The sequence below is a fragment of the Mesorhizobium sp. LNHC252B00 genome (genome assembly GCF_000502955.1).
Lineage (GTDB): Bacteria > Pseudomonadota > Alphaproteobacteria > Rhizobiales > Rhizobiaceae > Mesorhizobium.
This window is the reverse complement of record NZ_AYWO01000024.1, coordinates 17,656-35,431: the sequence shown is the minus strand read 5'-3', so window position 1 is coordinate 35,431 and position 17,776 is coordinate 17,656. Positions and strand designations below refer to the sequence as shown.

Annotated in this window: 16 protein-coding genes; 8 read left to right on the top strand and 8 right to left on the bottom strand. The window is 60.7% G+C overall.

Going from position 1 to position 17,776, the window contains the following annotated elements; translation table 11 throughout:
- Positions 1 to 15: 15 nt before the first annotated feature.
- Positions 16 to 1,527 (top strand): leucyl aminopeptidase, encoded by a 1,512-nt coding sequence (locus X744_RS146255; protein WP_023761586.1) that lies wholly within the window; start codon positions 16 to 18, stop codon positions 1,525 to 1,527.
- 28 nt (positions 1,528 to 1,555) lie between these two features.
- Positions 1,556 to 2,005 carry a DNA polymerase III subunit chi gene (locus tag X744_RS146260; protein ID WP_023761585.1) on the top strand — a complete coding sequence of 150 codons (450 nt, stop codon included), beginning with the start codon at positions 1,556 to 1,558 and terminating at the stop codon, positions 2,003 to 2,005.
- 123 nt (positions 2,006 to 2,128) lie between these two features.
- On the opposite strand, the gene X744_RS146265 is transcribed toward X744_RS146260, so the two are convergent.
- The gene (locus X744_RS146265) at positions 2,129 to 2,647 is read right to left on the bottom strand and encodes a DUF995 domain-containing protein (RefSeq protein ID WP_031260835.1); all 519 of its coding nucleotides are present in this window, start codon (positions 2,645 to 2,647) and stop codon (positions 2,129 to 2,131) included.
- Between the two features lie 88 nt (positions 2,648 to 2,735).
- On the bottom strand, positions 2,736 to 3,659 hold the full coding sequence (locus X744_RS146270; RefSeq protein ID WP_023761583.1) for a glycoside hydrolase family 26 protein: 924 nt from the start codon (positions 3,657 to 3,659) through the stop codon (positions 2,736 to 2,738).
- A 616-nt stretch (positions 3,660 to 4,275) separates the two neighbouring features.
- Between X744_RS146270 and X744_RS146275 the strand changes: the two genes are divergently transcribed.
- Both X744_RS146275 and X744_RS0137895 read left to right on the top strand, forming a co-directional pair.
- Positions 4,276 to 6,159, top strand: coding sequence for a cellulose synthase catalytic subunit (locus tag X744_RS146275; RefSeq protein ID WP_023761582.1), 1,884 nt, complete (start codon positions 4,276 to 4,278; stop codon positions 6,157 to 6,159).
- Between the two features lie 273 nt (positions 6,160 to 6,432).
- Complete coding sequence (locus tag X744_RS0137895; protein WP_245266811.1) at positions 6,433 to 6,855, top strand: hypothetical protein; 423 nt, start codon at positions 6,433 to 6,435, stop codon at positions 6,853 to 6,855.
- Between the two features lie 138 nt (positions 6,856 to 6,993).
- Here X744_RS0137895 and X744_RS146280 read toward each other — a convergent pair whose 3' ends face one another.
- The 4 genes from X744_RS146280 to X744_RS146295 form a co-directional block, all read right to left on the bottom strand.
- Entirely contained in the window at positions 6,994 to 7,176 is a 183-nt protein-coding gene (locus X744_RS146280) for a hypothetical protein (RefSeq protein ID WP_023761580.1), read from the bottom strand.
- Between the two features lie 26 nt (positions 7,177 to 7,202).
- Positions 7,203 to 8,204, bottom strand: a complete 1,002-nt coding sequence (locus tag X744_RS146285; protein WP_023761579.1) for a glycosyltransferase family 2 protein — start codon at positions 8,202 to 8,204, stop codon at positions 7,203 to 7,205.
- A gap of 44 nt (positions 8,205 to 8,248) precedes the next feature.
- Positions 8,249 to 9,175: a lysylphosphatidylglycerol synthase transmembrane domain-containing protein gene (locus tag X744_RS146290; RefSeq protein WP_031260818.1), complete on the bottom strand. Its 927-nt coding sequence runs from the start codon at positions 9,173 to 9,175 to the stop codon at positions 8,249 to 8,251.
- A 184-nt stretch (positions 9,176 to 9,359) separates the two neighbouring features.
- Complete coding sequence (locus X744_RS146295; protein WP_023761577.1) at positions 9,360 to 10,988, bottom strand: glycosyltransferase family 39 protein; 1,629 nt, start codon at positions 10,986 to 10,988, stop codon at positions 9,360 to 9,362.
- Positions 10,989 to 11,313: 325 nt separating this feature from the next.
- Between X744_RS146295 and X744_RS0137890 the strand changes: the two genes are divergently transcribed.
- The gene (locus X744_RS0137890) at positions 11,314 to 11,811 is read left to right on the top strand and encodes a DUF995 domain-containing protein (RefSeq protein ID WP_031260806.1); all 498 of its coding nucleotides are present in this window, start codon (positions 11,314 to 11,316) and stop codon (positions 11,809 to 11,811) included.
- 848 nt (positions 11,812 to 12,659) lie between these two features.
- Here the strand turns inward: X744_RS0137890 and galE are convergent.
- Together galE and X744_RS146305 are read right to left on the bottom strand one after the other, a co-directional pair.
- A complete protein-coding gene (gene galE, locus X744_RS146300) occupies positions 12,660 to 13,727 on the bottom strand; it encodes a UDP-glucose 4-epimerase GalE (protein ID WP_023761575.1) in 1,068 nt (355 codons plus the stop codon).
- On the bottom strand, positions 13,724 to 14,761 hold the full coding sequence (locus tag X744_RS146305; RefSeq protein ID WP_023761574.1) for a UDP-glucuronic acid decarboxylase family protein: 1,038 nt from the start codon (positions 14,759 to 14,761) through the stop codon (positions 13,724 to 13,726). The genes galE and X744_RS146305 overlap by 4 nt, the downstream gene beginning before the upstream one ends.
- 773 nt (positions 14,762 to 15,534) lie before the next feature.
- Here X744_RS146305 and X744_RS146310 point away from each other — a divergent pair.
- The 3 genes from X744_RS146310 (at position 15,535) to X744_RS146320 (ending at position 17,767) form a co-directional block, all read left to right on the top strand.
- Positions 15,535 to 16,137 (top strand): hypothetical protein, encoded by a 603-nt coding sequence (locus X744_RS146310; RefSeq protein ID WP_023761573.1) that lies wholly within the window; start codon positions 15,535 to 15,537, stop codon positions 16,135 to 16,137.
- Between the two features lie 62 nt (positions 16,138 to 16,199).
- Positions 16,200 to 17,054, top strand: a complete 855-nt coding sequence (locus X744_RS146315; RefSeq protein WP_023761572.1) for a 23S rRNA (adenine(2030)-N(6))-methyltransferase RlmJ — start codon at positions 16,200 to 16,202, stop codon at positions 17,052 to 17,054.
- Positions 17,055 to 17,314: 260 nt separating this feature from the next.
- Positions 17,315 to 17,767: a hypothetical protein gene (locus tag X744_RS146320; protein WP_023761571.1), complete on the top strand. Its 453-nt coding sequence runs from the start codon at positions 17,315 to 17,317 to the stop codon at positions 17,765 to 17,767.
- The last annotated feature ends 9 nt before the right edge of the window (positions 17,768 to 17,776 follow it).

Here is a 17,776-nt window from a genome sequence, read left to right as displayed (position 1 = left end):
TGAAAGCAGGACATTATGAGCCAAAGACCGTCGATCGCCTTCGCCAAATTCTCCTCACCTCAGACCGCGTCGAGCAAAAAAGGCACAGCCTTCGTGCTCTCGGCGGATGAGGGCGGTCTGAGCGATGCAGCGAAGGCTTGCGATCCCGGCAAGACGCTGGAGCGGGCTTTTCCGGTGGCCGAGTTCACAGGCAAGTTCGCCAGCGTGGTGGAAGTTCTGGCGCCGCAGGGGGCCTCGCTCGACAGGCTGGTGGCGATAGGCGCCGGCAAGGTGTCGGGACTGGACGATTATGCGTGGCTGAAGCTTGGCGGCACCATTGCCGCGTCGCTGCGCAAGGCGGCCGAGGTGGCAGTGGTGCTCGATCTCGCCGGCGCGTCGCCAAGTGGCAAGGATGCGGCAAGCCTTGCGGCGGGCATTCTCCTGCGCAGCTATTCCTTCGACAAATACAAGACCAGGAAGGACAAGGACGACGGCAAGGCCGAGCCGAAAAAGCCGGTCAAGGTGATCATCCACACCGCCGATCCGGCTGCGGCAAAAAAAGCCTTCACCGATGCCGAGGCGGTGATCGACGGCGTCCTGCTGGCGCGCGACCTCGTCAACGAACCCGCAAACGTGCTCGGGCCGGTCGAGTTCGCCGCTCGCGCCACGGAACTCGAGGCGCTCGGCGTCAAGGTTGAGATCCTGGCCGAGAAAGAGATGAAGAAGCTCGGCATGGGCGCGCTGCTCGGCGTCGCGCAGGGCTCGCCGCGCGGCGCTCGCATGGCGGTCATGCAGTGGAACGGCGGCAAGCCAAAGGACAATCCGATTGCCTTCATCGGCAAGGGCGTCACCTTCGACACCGGCGGCAATTCGATAAAGCCGGCGTCCGGCATGGAGGACATGAAGGGCGATATGGGCGGTGCCGCCGCTGTTACCGGCCTGATGCATGCGCTGGCCGCGCGCAAGGCGAAGGCCAACGTGGTCTGCGTCATAGGCCTGGTCGAAAACTCCGTCGACGGCCATGCTCAGCGTCCCGGCGACATCGTCACCTCGATGTCGGGCCAGACCATCGAGGTGCTCAACACCGACGCGGAGGGCCGCCTCGTGTTGGCCGATGCGATGTGGTACTGCAACGACCGCTTTCAGCCGAAATTCATGGTCAACCTGGCGACGCTGACCGGCGCCGTCATGGTCGCGCTCGGCCAGCACTATGCCGGGCTGTTTTCCAACAATGACCAACTGTCCGAAAGGCTGACGGCCGCGGGGCACGCTACACAGGAGCGGCTGTGGCGCATGCCGCTCGGCGCCGAATACGACAAGCTGATCGATTCCAAGAACGCCGACATGAAGAACATCGGCGGCCGCTATGGCGGCGCCATCATCGCTGCGCAGTTCCTGCAGCGCTTCGTCAAGGACACCCCATGGGCGCATCTCGACATTGCCGGCACGGCGATGGGCTCGCCGTCGAACGAGATCAACCAGTCTTGGGGGTCTGGCTTCGGCGTCCGGTTGCTGGATCGGTTGGTGCGCGACAATTATGAGCAGTGATCCGATTCAATCACTATAGAACGAAGCGATGGCCGACGTCCTGTTCTACCACCTGACCGAATCGACGCTGGAGGATGCGCTGCCGGGCCTCCTGGAGCGCAGCGTCGATCGTGGCTGGCGCGCCGTGGTGCAGACCGGCACCGAGGAACGCCGTGATGCGCTCGACCAGCATCTTTGGACCTTCCGCGACGATTCGTTCCTCGCCCACGCGACCGATCGTGAGGCATATCCCGGCGAACAGCCGATCCTGCTGACCACCGGAGACGGCAATCCCAACCAGGCCAAGATAAGGTTCCTCGTTGACGGCGCGGTGCCGCCTGACCTTGGTGGCTACGAGCGCGCGGTGTTCTTGTTCGACGGCCACGATGCCGCCCAGGTCGAAGCGGCGCGGGCACACTGGAAGGTGATGAAGGACGCCGGCCATGCCGTCACTTACTGGCAACAGACGCCAGACCGTCGCTGGGAGCGCAAGGCTTGATGCATGTCGCCCAAAGGTTTTGGGAGAGCGGCAGGCATAAAAATAGCGACCTAACCTAAGCAGGTCGCCTGAACCGTTCAGCCGATCTGCTTTAGACCTGTGGCTCGACGCAGAAGACAGTATCTACTGCTTTGCCTTGATCAGGTTCATTTTCTTGGTGACGTAGTCGCCGTATTTCAATTTCATCGATTCGTCCGACCGGTTGCGATGCGAACTCCTGAAAACATACCACTCGCCATCAGGTGATTTACGCTTGTAGATTACCTTGCCTGCCTGGCGATGCTCGAAGCAGGTCATCGAGCCCTTCACACCCCAGGAGCCATGCCATTGCGCACGGTAGCACAACTTGCCGCCGCCGGGGATGAACCACATGCCGTCGCCATAGCCCGGATTGCCTTTGTCGTAGGTCCAGGCGTCGAATTGCCGTTGCTTGACGGCAAAGAACCCGGCCCCCTTCTTGGCCCACAGCCACGAATGGTTCTGGTAGATCCGGTAGACGCCATCGTCAGGAATAACGGTGGCCTTTTGCGCCTGCTCGGCGATTGTCGTCGCCGCGTCGGCTGTCGAAGGGATATGGAAGGCAAGAACCACAACGGAGCAGGCGAATGCCGCTCCGCGACAATTTCCCAGTATTCGTTTCATCAAACTCCCCCACGGACTGATTTATGCCATGCCTCAACCATCTTCCCGAACCGCTGGTTCTGGAAGGAGATGGATCGGCATGATGCGCTTACGGCAGGACGTGCTGCGTCACTCTCCAGTCCGGCAGCCCGTAGCCATCCAACCACGGCCACACTTCCTTCTGGTTGAAGTAGACGACCGAAGTCAGCGCCGGGAACTCCGCATAGGATTTACGGGTATCTTCCTGCCACTTCGAGACATAGTCCTGCTTTCCGACATAGCCGAGTTCCGCCACCACGACCGGTTTGTTGAACCTTGCCACGCGGTCATAGCCGGGCTTCAGCATCTCGGCGAACGTACGGTCATGACCGGCCTCGTTAATGTCCTTCTTCTGCAGACCGAACACCGACAGGCCGATGACATCGACATAATCATCGCCAGGGTAATATTTTTCCAAGCCCTCTTCGCCTTTGGGCGACCACATATACTTGGCGGCGGGGGCAGCCTTGCGGCAAAGATCGACTTCGCGCTTGTAAGCGGAGATCCAATCCTTGGGAGCCCAGTTGGCCCAGGTGAAGCGGCCGTTCGTGTCCTCCATTTCCTGCGCCCAGCGAATGGTCACCGGGCTCTTCATTTGTCCCACAAGGTCGCAGATAGCCTGCATGTTGGCGTCATATTTGCCGCCCAATATGCCGTCGCGCAATTCGGGTGGGGTGATGCGCCAGTCCTTCGACCAGGTCCACGGCTCAATCGTGATAAGCAGCGAACGGCCGCGTTGCAGCGCATACGTATCGGCCAGTGGCAGCGTCGCCAGATCGACGTCCTCCCAGGGCAGGAACAGCTCTTCGATGCTGGCGCTCTTGTCGGCGCTGAAGTCGCCATAGGGATCATAGGATCCGAATGCCGAAGCGGCGCTGCTCGTCTGAACGGGGTCTGTCCCGGCGACGGAGCCGGCGCCTCCTGCAGTGGGGAATGCGGCGCTCCCGCCCAATGCAAGCGCGATTGCAAGTGCATTTGCTGCAGAACGTTTCATGCCTGACCTCCATAGCTTTAACTTCCCGCGGAAGTTAAAGCTTCGCCCATGCGTATCGATGATTGATCGACACGACTGTCCAAAACCAATCGGTCCAATTGGCTGAATCTGCGGGATTTCGGAGCGACCATTGGCGGGCGTGCGAGCCTTCGCACCGAGCCACCCAAAAAATATCTCTCGCTGCACCAACACCGAGGAGCTACAGAGAGAAGTTCGCCGCGATACTCACAAATTCGCGTCAATATCCCGATATATCATCCCTAGCTAATTTAAGAGCCGGTCAGGGCCAAGAGTCAAGCACAATTAATGGTTGCTTAACCATGTCATTGGCACTGCGGGTGACGCCGCCCTCTGGCCGGATCCTTCCGAACGGCCTTGATCCTGTCGGTGGATTTCCAACGCCGAAGAGTTTGCCGGCCCATCCGCTACAAGCCGCTCGATGGCGGCTATTCCTCTCCCAAGGCCTTCCAAGCGTAGCTCACCAGATCTCAGGAAAAATACTTAACGAATATCTAATTTAGTTGACACTAAGAAAGTGTGGGCCGATTCTGTTGCCCGGGTTTTGCGAGCTTCAGCCACTTGTCGGCGGAAGCCCAAAGTGGCGGCGGGTAACTGTATGGGTGCTTCCGTACAAGCTGGCATCATCGGCCGTGCGACCAGACGGGCAGCGCATCGCTCTAAGACGGCTCTGGCCGCCACTGCGCGCAAAGGGCCTTTTTTGGTGCCCGTGCTGTCGGTCACTCAGCAATGGACCCTGAGACTGGCGCTGGCTTTCTGGTTCGTCACGCTCGGATTTTTCTGGATCTGGTGGCTAAAGCCCGAGCATGTCGAGCATGCTGGGCCATACGCATTCGCGACACTCGTTCTGGTGTGGCTCACGCTCATGCCTTTGTACTTTCTCCTGAACGTGCATGCGTCGAAAAAGCCGTCCAAGCTTCACACGATCCCGAAGCGCTCGCGGGTCGCCATGGTCGTGACCAAGGCGCCATCCGAACCCTTTGCCGTGGTTGCCCGCACGTTGGAGGCAATGCTTGCGCAGGACTATCCACATGACACTTGGCTGGCGGATGAGGATCCTTCCGAGGAGACGGAGCGCTGGTGCAAGGCTCGCGGCGTGCTGATTTCGACGCGGCGCGGCAGGGAAGACTATCACCGTACGACATGGCCGCGCCGCACCCGCTGCAAGGAAGGCAACCTGGCGTTCTTCTACGACCATTATGGCTATGAGTATTACGATTTCGTCGCTCAGATGGACGCCGACCATGTGCCGACGCCGACCTATCTCAGGGAAGTCCTCTATCCCTTCGCCGATCCCGCGGTCGGTTATGTGTCGGCGCCGAGCATCTGCGACAACAATGCCGCCGAAAGTTGGGCGGCGCGCGGCAGGCTGTTTCCGGAAGGGATGTTTCACGGACCTCTGCAGTCCGGGCATACGGGCGGGGGAGCTCCGCTCTGCATTGGCTCGCACTATGCCGTGCGGACCAAGGCGCTGAAGCAGGCTGGCGGTCTCGGTCCGGAACTGGCGGAGGATCACTCCACTTCGATGCTGATCAATGCGGCCGGATGGCGCGGGGTGCACGCGCTCGACGCCATCGCCCATGGCGACGGCCCACAGACCTTCGCCGACCTCGTTACCCAGGAGTTCCAGTGGTCGCGCAGCCTGATGACGATCCTGCTCGAATATTCGCCGAGCTATCTCCCTAAGCTGTCACCGCGGATGCGGTTCCAGTTCCTCTTTTGCCAACTCTGGTATCCGCTGTTCGCCGTCTTTGCGTTGCTGATGTACGTCATGCCGATCTATGCGCTGTCGACCGGACGCAACTTTGCCAATGTCATGTATGTCGACTTCCTCTTCTATTATCTGCCGAACGCCGTCGCTCTGGTTGGCTTGGTTATGATGCTGAAGGCGTTCGGCCTCTCGCGCCCGATGACGGCCAAGACGATCAGTTGGGAAGGCACGCTGTTCCTCTTCTTCGCGCGCTGGCCCTGGGTGCTCGCCGGCACGCTGTCGTCGATCCGCGACTATCTGACCAAATCGTTCGTCGATTTTCGGGTCACGCCAAAGGGCAGCGGCCCAAAAAGCCTTCTGCCGGCCCGCGCCCTCGCTCCCTATGTGGCGCTGGCGATCGGCGCGGCGCTGCCCGTGCTGCTCGTGGATCACCCCTTCGACGCCACCGGCTTCTACTGGTTCGCCGCCTTCAACGCCTTCCTCTATGGGCTTCTGGTGGTGGTCATCGTCGCAAGACACGTCATCGAGAACAGGATCCCGTTGCGTGCCAATGCCGCGAAATTCGCCTTGCAGGCGTCGCTTGCCACGCTGGCGCTCGCCGTTCCGGCCGTGGGCTTCTACGATCGCGGTCTGGAAGGCGTCTATGGCCTGCAGCAGGGCGCCGGCGGCCTCCGCATCGTACGCATCGCCTATGTGGTTTCCGGCGCCGGCCAGGGCAACATCGGTGCCCGCAATTTTTACTTCGATCCCGGCTGGGTATCACCGCGCTGACGCCGTGAGGCGTACGCGCGCAAACAGTTCCCTGAACTGCATTTGGCTTGATAGCAGGCCGGCGACCGCAGCAGCGGCGGCGCGCTCAAAAGATCAAATTTTAATAGAATCTTATTGAGCGCCGAAAGACCGCGCTCATCATGTCGTTTGCCCGAATCTTAATAAGCGTCCTCTAATATGTGGCCACGATGTGGGTGGCGCTAGGCTGCTCACGTGGCGCGGAGAGATAATAATAAGAGAGATAAGATCTCCGCGCTCCAACGACTTGTATTTGTGGCAGGGGATGCGATGAAAAATTTTATGGTAAACGGGGCAAGGATCGGCAAGAAATACGCCTGTGCATTTGCCACTGTTGCATTGATCTCGATGGCGTCCGGTTGCCAGAGTATGGATGCGAACAAGACCAGCTCGATCGGCGCCAAGCCCGTGGTTTATACGCTCGGCAAGAAGCAGCACTCCGTCGAGAACAAGCCGCTGCATCTGATCAATCGCAAACCGCTGACACGGATGACGACCGTGACGCGTACGAGGCAGGAGATCTATGCGGCCCTCGTGCGGCCGCAGCGGGTCGGCGGGCCGGCGCCGGTGAAGGTTTCCTATAGTCCAGGCAATGGCGGCCCGTTCCTGGGTCATTCGCCCTGGATTTGCAGCCCGAGCGGCTTCGGCCAACGCGCCAGTTGCCGTTCGCGTTACTGATTTAGTTTAGAACATCAGACGCAAAAGCGGCGGCGCGGTTTGAGTGAAGAGCCGGCCGCTCTGGTCTTCGCCGGGGGGCGAGAGTCAAGGGCAAGAGGTTGGCGCAGGCGTTGCGCCTTACCTCTTGCCCTTCGATCATCATTCTGGCGACACGGTTCGGCAAACCAGTCCTTGCTCGATCCGCACCTTCCTGGCGGCAAGCCGGCTGCGCCTTGCCACCTTCAGTGCCGGATTGCACCAGGCGTTCATGTTGCCGACGACTTCGTCGATCCGCAAGCCGCCGGCAGACATGCCCGCCGCTCCGGTCACCACGATCGGCATGGAACCTCTAGGGTGTTCCAATCGGGTCACGATGACCGGCCAGGGCGGTGCCAACCGTCATTGTTGTCGGAAGCCGGCTGCGGCCGCGCGACATAGGCCGATGCTCCGTTCGCCTCGTGATAGACGCGTGCCAGCATCTCGGCCAGCACGCCCGACGTCACCATCTGCACCCCCGCGATAAGCAGGAAGAAGCCGGTGAACAGCATCGGGCGTGTTCCGATGTCCTGCGCGAAAAACAACTTCAGGCAAAGCAGGTAGGCAAGGATCAACGATCCCAGCGCGCCAAGCACGATGCCGATGCCGCCGAAGAAATGTCCGGGACGTGTGCGATAGCGCATGAAGAAATACATGAACACCAGATCGAGAACGACCCTGAAGGTGCGCGAAATGCCATATTTGGACTCGCCGTGGATGCGGGCATGATGCGTCACCACCTCCTGTGCGATGCGTCTGGGGGTCGTCACCGTGGCCAGCCAAGCCGGGATGAAGCGGTGCATCTCGCCATAGAGCTTGACGCTGCGGATGACATTGCCGCGATAGACCTTGAGGCTGCAGCCATAGTCCTTGAGACGAACGCCGGTGACACGCGCGATCAGTGCGTTGGCGATACGCGAGGGGAGTCTGCGCATGAAAAAGCCTTCCTGGCGGTCCTTGCGCCAGCCGACCACCAGGTCGAGATCCTCGCTCAGCAGGCGGTAAACCATGCGCGGAATGTCGAAGGGATCATTTTGCAGGTCGCCGTCGATCGTGGCGATGACGTCGCCGCGTGCTGCGTCGATGCCGGCCTGCATCGCGGCGGTCTGCTTGTAGTTGCGCACCAGCTCGACCGCGTGAACATGCGGGCCGTAATGCGCTGCCAGGCGCCTGATCTCGCTCACCGTCGCGTCGGTGCTGCCGTCATCGACCAGCACGACCTCCCACGGCCGGCCGTAGCCTTCCATCGCCTGGTGAATTCGTGCCAGCAGTGGCTCGACGTTCTCGGCCTCGTTGTACATGGGTACGACGATGGACAGCGTATGGTCCGGCATCACTGCGCCGTCAGGCAGTCCCGAAGCAGGGATGGGCAATATGTTCATTGTGATGGCTTCCTTGCAGGTCCGACAGCCGGGTTCCCCGGCAGCGTCGATTTCGAGGGAAACAGCCAGGCGATCGCGCCCGTGACGATAGCCGAGCAGAAGATGAATAGGTGCAGCGCCAGCGCCGCCTGCAGGCCGCTCTTCATCGCGATTCCGGAGGTGAGCAGCGCCGCCGCCGCACCCGCCTCATAGGTACCGAAGCCGGCGACGCCTTGCACTGGCAGTATGGCGGCGCCTTCGGCTCCGACGACGCCGGGAAAGGCGGTGGTGAACGATGTCCCCAATATCAGCGCCAGCAGCCATCCCTGCACGGTGAGCTTCAGCGACCAGTTGGCGATTGTCCACCACCAGCCGTAGCGGGAGCGACCGGTCGCCTCGGTGAAGGTGTCGCGAAGTAGGCCGAGCTTGGCAACGATCCTGCTGCGCCCAGCCCAGTCATGCGGAGCGCTCGCCCAGCGCGGCAGGTACCAGGCGGCGGCGATCAGGGCGGTCACGCCGGCGATCCTTATCGCCGGATGCAGACCCGGCCAAACCGCCAGGGCCAGCACGCCGACGACGAAAGCGTCCTGCAGCCTGAACCACAGCAGCGAGGCGCTGGCGCGCATGATCGGTACGCCGAAGACCTGGCGCAGCAGCAGCGGGAAGGCCGTCTCGCCGCCACGGAAGGGGATGACGTTGATCATCGCATTGTGGATCAGGATAATGCGCAGGCAGGCGCCGAAACGGCCATTCACCTCGTCGCGGAACTCGTCGCAGACGCGCAGCGCACGCAAGACATAGGTGACGAAAAACGCGATCGTCGCCACAGCGAACGTGCCGGGCGTAATGCGCTCGAAGGCGTCGCCGACCATGCGCCAGCGCGAGTCGCTGGCCAGCCAGGCCAGCAGGGCCAGCGTCACGACTATCGAGATTGCTCTTTTCAACCAATTCTCCGCCGGTTTTCTCCGCCGAGTTCCAGCGGCAGCGTCGGTGCGCCCGAATATCCCTGGCGTCATCAGGGATCGCTTCGCCTGGTCCGCCGCGTTGCCTTCCGCAGGCGAATGCGGGGCCGCTGAACCGTCGGACCATTTCTTGTCGATGGTCTACAGCCCCGGACCGTCGCAGCTCTCATGGACGGGTGATCCTATAGACCAGCAAATCATCCGAATCCACAAGCTTGGTTCCGGTCTTGTCCAGATAGTCGATGACCCCGTCATGATGCTCGACGAACAACCGATCCTGCTTGTCGGCGGCGTTCTTGGCCGTGCCGAACAGGTCCGCGCCCTGCGCGCGCAACTCCTCGAGCTGCGCGATCGCAGTGGCATCGTCCGCGACGAATTTCGACCATTCGACATCGCCTCCGCCAGGCGGGAACACCCAGCCGCGCGCCCTGCTGTAATAGACTGCGACGGGATCGCCGGCCTCGGGCGCGATAGCGACGACGAGGTCGCCCGGGCGCGCCAACCGCGCCAATTCCTCGCCGAGCAGTTTGCCGTTCATGGCGATCGGCGCCTTCATCGTCCTGACGAGGGGAAAGGTCGACCATACAAGTGTGACGACCGCGATGCAGATCGAGCGCAGCACAACCGCCGGCAACAGGGCGGTTCCCGATGCAAGCGTCGCCAGGAGAAGCGCGCCGCGGCCGCAGAACATCGCGAACGGCACATGGAAGATGTGGTAATTCCAGGGATTGCTGGTGATCTCGCGCGCCGCCGCCAGATAGACGACCATGGCCGCGGCCAGCCAAACATAGGGAATGGCCGAAAGAGCGCGTTGCTTCGGGTCTTTGGTGGGTCTGGGCGGCATCCAGAAGCCGGCCGCGATCAGCACCATGAACGGATAGCCGTAGAACCACCAGACTGAGGTGTTCCACACGGACTTGAAGTAGAAGCTGTTCCTGAAGAATGTCCAGAAGCCGGAATCCCAGATATAGCCGCTACCCGCGACATGAAACGGCGGATAGCTATGGCCGAGATAGATGGCCCAGCTGAAATAGGCGCCGATAATAGCCAGGCTCAAAAGCCCCGACAGCAAGACCCTGGTCGCCGGCTTCCATTTCTTCTCCAGCAACCAGCAAACCATCAGGTAGAAGATGACGGCGCCGGCGGCGAGGCCCGGCGGCTTTGACAGCACGCCGAGCGAGAAGCTGACCGTGGCGAGCGGCAACAGCCGGCCGTTGCCGCCGGCCCAGTATTTCGCGAAAAGCCAGACGCCGAGCGTCACCAGGGCCAGCATCGAGGGATCGGGAAGAAACGAACTGTCGATCATGATCGCCGCCGGCATCAGCGCATAGGCAAGGGCTGCCGCATGGGCGTGCGTCTCGCCCCAGCATAGCGCCGTTAATCTGTGCAGCGAAAACACCGTCACCAGGCCGAAGAAGGCCGCAATCATCCGGCCGAACCAGTCGTGCCAGCCGAAGAGTTGATAGAGCAGGGCGGTGAGATAGCTGACGATCTGGAATTCGCGGCCTTGGTAACTTGGCCCGGGCCCTGTCCAGCTGACCTCCGGGAAGAAGATATTCCAGCTACGCTGCTGGAAATTGTCTGCCATCATTGCTGTGCTCGTCTCGCGCCAGCTGAAGGCATCGACCAGCGGCAAGGTTATGTCGTGGAACCTGAATACGACCGCAATGAACAGGATCCCCAGCAAGATCGCCGTGTTGGGGACCAGATAGTTGCGAGCAGCCGTGTCCCGGCCGGTCGACTGCGGCAGGTATTGCCGAACCTCAGCCTGATTCAATTCCGGGTCGTCTGTCATTTGAAACCGCGTCCCCTCTGACGTCCGCGGGTTTGCTCTTTGCGTGCGATTGTCAAAGATGCGGAAGTATACGACGCAATCCTTAATTTGACGACGGCGGTCTATGCGTGTCTCGAATAAGTGCTGTCCTTTGGCCTCGCGAACGTTGACATCGCGGTTCTCGCGGCTGTTAAATAGTTTGCATGGCTGTCGCGCCGATAGCGCTGCCCTTGGTCAAGCAGTCATGCGAATGTCAACGGTGCAGATAGCTCCGACCAGATCGCCGCCAGGTGTCGACCGTCGGCGGCACAAGGACCGTCGTCGGTTCGCAAGTTGCACGCAACTTCTGTTTTTCCTAGCCGTCTTCGGCCAGGCGGCCCTTTCTGGAACGGCTTACGCAGCCAAGGACAGTGCAGCTGCGCAAGCGAATAGCGCAACTGTTCCAACTCCTTACGAACTGCAGCTTATGTATGCCGGCCGCACATGGGTATGGAAGAACGGAGCGGCCTATTTCGCTCAGGGCGACCGACACCTCAAGGCCTGGACGTCCGGGCAGGACACGGCATCAGTCGCGGAGGGCAGATGGCTGGTGACCAGCGGCGGCAAGATGTGCATGGAACTCGCCTGGCGGTCGAAGAGCTACGCCGGCAAGCAGCATCGCACCTGCTACAGCCACCGAATCCAGGGCGGGAACGTCGAGAAACGCAAGGACCCGGATGGGGAATGGTACAGTTTCAAGCGATCTCCCGAGGATATTTCCGACGAACACCGGAAGTTCGAAACAGGCGACACAAAGGGCGCGCAGTTCGAAGAGGCCCGGAAGCTGGTCGATTCCAAGAATTAGGCCGTGTTCAGCCGCACTGAGGCACAAGCGGACTCGCGCCAGAGGGCGCCCGGTCTTGGTTTCTGGTGGTACCGTTCGGCATGGCCGGCATGAGCCATGACACAGCCGATGATTTTCGCAATCCGCTCCCGACCCATCGTGATGGGTTGAACAATCTCCAAATCCATCCCTGTTCTGAGAGCAGGCTGCACTTTGCCGGGCGCCTGTCCAGGAAGCGGCGAATCGCTTATGGTCAAGCATCAAGCCGTTCGGCACGTGCGGTCGGCGCCCCTACCGCTGCATGATAGCATTCAATTCTATGTGACAGAACGACAAGATGGTGGGCCTACCACACGGGTTTGATGAAATTTAATAATTAGTGATGTCTAATGTTCACGCGTGATGTGCGAATGGTCACTCATCCGGCGTGAAAGCGGCGAAGGCATGGTATGTCGCAACGCGCCCTTGGATTATACTTGGTAGCAAGGGATAAATGATGGACAGCGACGCAAAGGGTGCATTTCGCCCAAGTAATACTTTCGTATCTATTGCCGCGGCGGTGGGAATGAGTCTTCTGGTTGCAGGTTGTCAGGGTATGGACGCGACTGAGACCGATTCGATCCTTATCCAGCCTGTGGTCCACGCAGCCCGCAGCCAGGCTGTACAGCCGGTCCAAGTTGGATTCTTTGTGCGCTCGCTCAGAGTTGAGCCTCCGATCCTGACGACAAGCACAATACGGACGACTGAAAGAACCTACGCTTTTGCATCGCCGCAGCGGCTCGAAGTCCGCACACCGGCGCCGGTGAAGGTCTCCTTCACTCCGGGCGGTGGTGGCACGTTCCTGGGCGGTTCGCCTTATATCTGCAGCCCTAGCGGATTTGGCCAACGCGCGAGCTGCCGCCCCCGCTATCTCTGATCTGTCGAGCAGCGGCTGACGCTGCCGCCTCCTTCATCGGTTTTGTGTCCAGCCCAAAAAATGGGGCAGCCGTTCTGATGATCGTGTCGATGTCGGAGAGCTCCGGCACAAAGCCAAGACGTTCGCGTGCGCTTCCGGGGTCGGCGTAAAGCTCCGCCGGATCTCCCGGCCGCCGATTCCTGAAGACGGCCGGAACAGATCTTGACGTCATCCGGCCGACCGCCTGGACAATCTCCTTGATGGATATGCCCCGCCCAGTGCCGAGGTTGACGGCCAGGCTTGGTCCGCCACCCTCGATATGCATGAGCGCTTTCAGATGGGCACGGGCCAGATCGCTGACGTGGATATAGTCGCGTACGCAGGTGCCGTCCGACGTGTCGTAGTCAGTGCCGAAAACCTCGATCTCGTCGATGAGTCCTGATGCAGCCATTAGCACCCTGGGAACCAGATGCGTTTCCGGCGAGTGCCACTCACCAAGTTCGCCATCGGGATCGGCGCCACAAGCGTTGAAATAGCGCAGGATCGCGAATTTCATTCCGTATGCGGAGGCATAGTCGCCGATGATCTGTTCTCCCATCAGCTTGGTGCGCCCGTATGGGTTGATCGGATTTTGCGCGGACGTCTCGCGAAGGGGCAACGCTTCCGGCACGCCGTAGGTCGCGCAACTGCTGGAGAAGATGATGTTCTCGATTGAGTTCGCACGCGCCGCATCGAGCACCGCGACGGTGCCTGTCACATTGGTCGAATAGTATTCGGCCGGCTGGTGAACGGATTCTCCGATATAGGCCAGCGCCGCAAAGTGGATGACCGCCGTCGGCCGATACGTCTTCATCGCCGCCTGCAGCGCGGTCTGGCTGCGGATGTCGCCGACGACAAGCGGACCCCAGGCAACGGATTTCTCGTTGCCGCGGCTTAGATTGTCGAAAACCACCGGCAGATAGCCGGCGGAGGCCAACAGCTTGCAGGTGTGGCTGCCAATGAACCCGGCTCCGCCAGTCACCAGAATTGCCGGCCGGGTCATGAAGCCGTGGCTCCTTTGGCCAGTTGGCCTCCGTAAAGCAGGGTGTCAAAATACTCGACGGTACGCGCGAGCCCCTGGCGCAGCCCGACTTTCGGCTCCCAGCCGAGATTGGCCCTGGCAAAGGAAATGTCCGGCTTGCGCTGCCTGGGATCGTCGATCGGTAGTGGCCGATGCACGATCTTCGATCGGGAGTTGGTGTAATCGATGACCAGTGTCGCCAGTTCCATGATCGTGAATTCGCTGGGGTTGCCGAGGTTGACTGGATGCGCGGGTGCATTCGGCGCATTCATCAGCCGGACAAAGCCCTCGATCAGATCGTCGGCATAGCAGAACGAACGCGTCTGCAGGCCATGGCCATAGACGGTCAGGTCTTTGCCCTGCAGCGCCTGGACGATGAAGTTCGAAACCACGCGCCCGTCATCGGGCTGCATGCGGCGGCCATAGGTGTTGAAAATGCGGGCGACGCGGATATTGAGGCCATACGTTCTCGAATAGTCGAAGAACAAGGTTTCGGCCGAGCGCTTGCCTTCGTCGTAACAGGACCGCGGTCCGTGCGTATTGACGTTGCCGAAGTAACTCTCGGGCTGTGGATGCACAAAAGGGTCGCCATAGATTTCGGAGGTCGAGGCCTGGAATATCTTGGCATTGTTCTGGAGCGCGAGCTCCAGGAGGTTCAGCGAACCGAGCACGCTTGTCTTGAAGGTATGGATCGGGTCGGCCTGGTAGTGCGGCGGAGAGGCTGGGCAAGCGAGATTGTAGATCTCATCGAACCGAAGACCCGAAGGCAGTGCATTGACGATATCGTGCTCGATGCACATGAATCTCGGATTGCGCAGAAGGGCATTGAGATTGTTTTTTTTGCCGGTATGGAAATTGTCCAGGGCGACAACGTCGTATCCGTCCCGCAGAAGGCGTTCGCACAGATGCGAACCTAAAAATCCAGCACCTCCGGCGACCAGGGCGCGGCTTCGGTTTTGGTTGGCGCCCCTTTGGCAGTCGGATTCCAGTTTAAGGACCTTGATAAGCTTACTCATGGTTTCCTCTTACCCACAGCACACGCTATTGCCTGGCCGGACAAAGCATTGCCCGGCCACGTCCATGAGAACGTGGCAAACCCTCCGCATCTGCGGAGTCGCCATCGCTGATGTGCGTTAACTGTTCTTTGGGGTTCGCGAAGCTGGTTCCGCTACACGATCTATGTGTTGCCGCTCAGCGTTCTCTGTGCCCCGAAATCGCGATCACACGTCTGGTGCCATCATCGTCGATTGCTCGCCCAAATTGCACATCCCAACATATCAAAAATATACCTGTGGAAATCATAGTCAACTAAATTAGCAATTCCTTAATCATATCTGTTTGCGAATGGTTCATACGGCCGGGTGCCGGCTTCTCGAGCCCGAGTCATAGGCGCCCAAGGCCGATCCTCATTATGAATCAGTGTATTGGCTCGCTCGTGGAAAAAATGCGGTCGGACGCGGCATCTCGTTTCAAGGCAGAATGAGAGCTTGGCAGCGAGGAATTCCAACAAAGAAGAGGTGAAGCAATTTGAGGCGGGCGCCCGGGCCAGTGGTCGCCATCTTGCCAGAAAGCGTACACGCGCATTCATTTCGTAGAAGGAATGCCGGTCATTATCGCCATTGCGTTTGAGCGCATAGGTAGAAGCTTGCCTGCCTTGCTGTGCCGCCGCCGATCTGGTTGCTGCCCCGAGTGATCCCGCTCCAGCGGCCCGAAAGCTGCAACACCTGGCCATCGCCTTTTGGCCGTCGGGGCGCTATTGGCAAGGTCACGATAGCCTGTGGTGAAGTGAATGCGCTTTGTGTTTGTCCTGATCCTGCTCGCCGGCACCGGCATCGGTGTCATCTATCCCTGGGCAACGGGCAATTTCTCCGGCCATGAGATCGGCACCTGGCGGGTCTATGAGCAGGGCCGCTTCAAGCCCCTGACGGTGCCGCTCGGCAGTCGCGACACGCCAGTGCGGGTGCTGGTCGACCTGACCGCAAGAGCCGAGCGCATCGTCTCGCAGCAGCGCACCGTGCTGACGCTGACAGCAGCCAGCAGTGGTCGCACGGTGCTCGCCTCGACCCTCCAGTTCAACCATTCCGACAATCCGCGCCAGGCCAGTCCCCAGCTGCCGGACAAGATCTTTCGCGACGAGGCCGGAGTGATCGAGAACGTCAACCCAGGTCCTTATGTCTTCACCGTCGGACAGGGTGATGCCGACGACATACCGATGCGAGCGGTCGATCTGATCCTGCGCTCGGGTGTCAGCGAGATCGACAGCCGTGCGCGGCCGGTCGGCTTCTCGCTGATGGCGGTCGGCTTGATCGGTTTTTTGTTGACTTTGCGTACTCATGGCGGCCGGTCGGAAAATCCGAACTCGCAGCCACCGCCTCGCTGGGGCAGGGGCTGATGCATGTAGCTCACAAGTGTGCAGCGGTTTTGGGACAACGACATGCATAACGGCACCGAACCATGAACTACCGCCACGCCTATCACGCCGGAAATTTCGCCGACGTCGTCAAGCATGTCGTGCTGACGCGATTGCTCGAGTATCTGAAGCAGAAGGACAAGGCGTTTCGGGTCATCGACACCCATGCCGGCATCGGCCGCTACGACCTGTCCTCGGTCGAAGCGCAGAAGACCGGTGAGTGGCAGGGCGGCATCGGCAGGCTGATCGATGCCCAGCTTGCAGCGCCGGTAGCAGCACTGCTTGCGCCTTATCTGGAGACGGTGCGGTCGCTCAACCCGGAGGGTGGCATCCAGAAATATCCGGGCTCGCCGCTGATCGCGCGTCATCTCATGCGCAAGCAGGACCGGCTGACGGCGATCGAGCTGCACCCCAAGGATGTGGCGAAGCTGAGGACGCTTTTTGCCGGCGATTTCCAGGCCCGGATAATCGAGCTCGATGGCTGGCTCGCGCTCGGCGCGCATCTGCCGCCGAAGGAAAAGCGCGGCCTGGTTCTCATCGATCCGCCCTTCGAGGAAACGGGTGAGTTCGAGCGCCTCGTCGACGGGCTCATAAGGGCGCACAAGCGGTGGCCCGGCGGCATCTATGCGCTGTGGTATCCGATCAAGGACCGCAAGGCGATAATTGCCTTCAGGAAGGCGCTCAAGCAATCCGGCATCCCGAAGCTGCTCGACATAGAATTCGAGATCAGGCCGGCCTCTTCGGAGCCCAGCCTAGACGGCAGCGGCCTGCTGGTGGTCAACCCGCCTTTCACGCTGGAGGGCGAACTGCGGATGCTGCTGCCGGCCTTGCACCGGCTGCTTGCGGTAGGGAGGCCGGCGCACTGGTCGCTGGAATGGCTGGCAGGCGAGCAGGGTTGACGGCGAAGGGCTTCGGATATCGCCGTTCGGCGCCAGGCGCAAAAATGCCCTCGTTCCGGAAAGGCAAGGAAAGCGGAGCTCTTTTACGCCCGGGGCTCGCGCTCTCTCGGGCCGGCTATCAACGGGCTGCGTGATTCCGATCCACGCAAGTCCGGCTCTGGCCAGCGCAGTTTCAACCTGGGAAACCATTGTTTGCACAACCGCTTGACCGCTGCCAAGCGAATCCGCACAGTGCGCGCAATCGACCTTGAGAGGCTGTCATGACTCGCTTCGCCAAATCCGCACTCGCCGCCCTGATTTCGCTCTGCGCCCCGCTTGCCGCGCCTCTCGGCGTCACCCAGGCCGTGCAGGCGGCCGATCTCACGGTCTATTCCGATGAGGACAGCGGCGTCTGTGGCGAGGCCTGGGTGCTGAACAAGATCACCAGCCGCTTCTCCTACCAGGTGCACCACGTGCCGCATCTGCCGGTCGTTCAGATCACTGATTTCCAGCGCATCCACCAGCACCGCTATCTGCCAGCCAACGACACGTGGCCTATCGGCCGCCGCTACTGCGGCGCCACCGTCAGTCTCTCCGATGGCCGTGACCGCACGATCTGGTACTTGATCGAGGAAGGCCAGGGCTTCGCCTCGATCGGCGATAACGTCGAATTCTGCGTCTCGGGCTTCGACCGCTGGATGGTCTACAACGGCCGCTGCCGCGTCCTGCGCTAAGCCCGCTTT

What these genes read in the sequence shown, in the direction of transcription:
- X744_RS146305 (WP_023761574.1), bottom strand. Translation starts at nt 14,761, where the DNA reads ATGAGTAAGCTTATCAAGGTCCTTAAACTGGAATCCGACTGCCAAAGG.
- X744_RS146315 (WP_023761572.1), top strand. Translation starts at nt 16,200, where the DNA reads ATGAACTACCGCCACGCCTATCACGCCGGAAATTTCGCCGACGTCGTC.
- X744_RS146275 (WP_023761582.1), top strand. Translation starts at nt 4,276, where the DNA reads ATGGGTGCTTCCGTACAAGCTGGCATCATCGGCCGTGCGACCAGACGG.
- X744_RS146280 (WP_023761580.1), bottom strand. Translation starts at nt 7,176, where the DNA reads ATGCCGATCGTGGTGACCGGAGCGGCGGGCATGTCTGCCGGCGGCTTG.
- X744_RS146265 (WP_031260835.1), bottom strand. Translation starts at nt 2,647, where the DNA reads ATGAAACGAATACTGGGAAATTGTCGCGGAGCGGCATTCGCCTGCTCC.
- X744_RS146270 (WP_023761583.1), bottom strand. Translation starts at nt 3,659, where the DNA reads ATGAAACGTTCTGCAGCAAATGCACTTGCAATCGCGCTTGCATTGGGC.
- X744_RS146295 (WP_023761577.1), bottom strand. Translation starts at nt 10,988, where the DNA reads ATGACAGACGACCCGGAATTGAATCAGGCTGAGGTTCGGCAATACCTG.
- X744_RS146285 (WP_023761579.1), bottom strand. Translation starts at nt 8,204, where the DNA reads ATGCCGGACCATACGCTGTCCATCGTCGTACCCATGTACAACGAGGCC.
- X744_RS146310 (WP_023761573.1), top strand. Translation starts at nt 15,535, where the DNA reads ATGCGCTTTGTGTTTGTCCTGATCCTGCTCGCCGGCACCGGCATCGGT.
- X744_RS146260 (WP_023761585.1), top strand. Translation starts at nt 1,556, where the DNA reads ATGGCCGACGTCCTGTTCTACCACCTGACCGAATCGACGCTGGAGGAT.
- galE (WP_023761575.1), bottom strand. Translation starts at nt 13,727, where the DNA reads ATGACCCGGCCGGCAATTCTGGTGACTGGCGGAGCCGGGTTCATTGGC.
- X744_RS146255 (WP_023761586.1), top strand. Translation starts at nt 16, where the DNA reads ATGAGCCAAAGACCGTCGATCGCCTTCGCCAAATTCTCCTCACCTCAG.
- X744_RS146320 (WP_023761571.1), top strand. Translation starts at nt 17,315, where the DNA reads ATGACTCGCTTCGCCAAATCCGCACTCGCCGCCCTGATTTCGCTCTGC.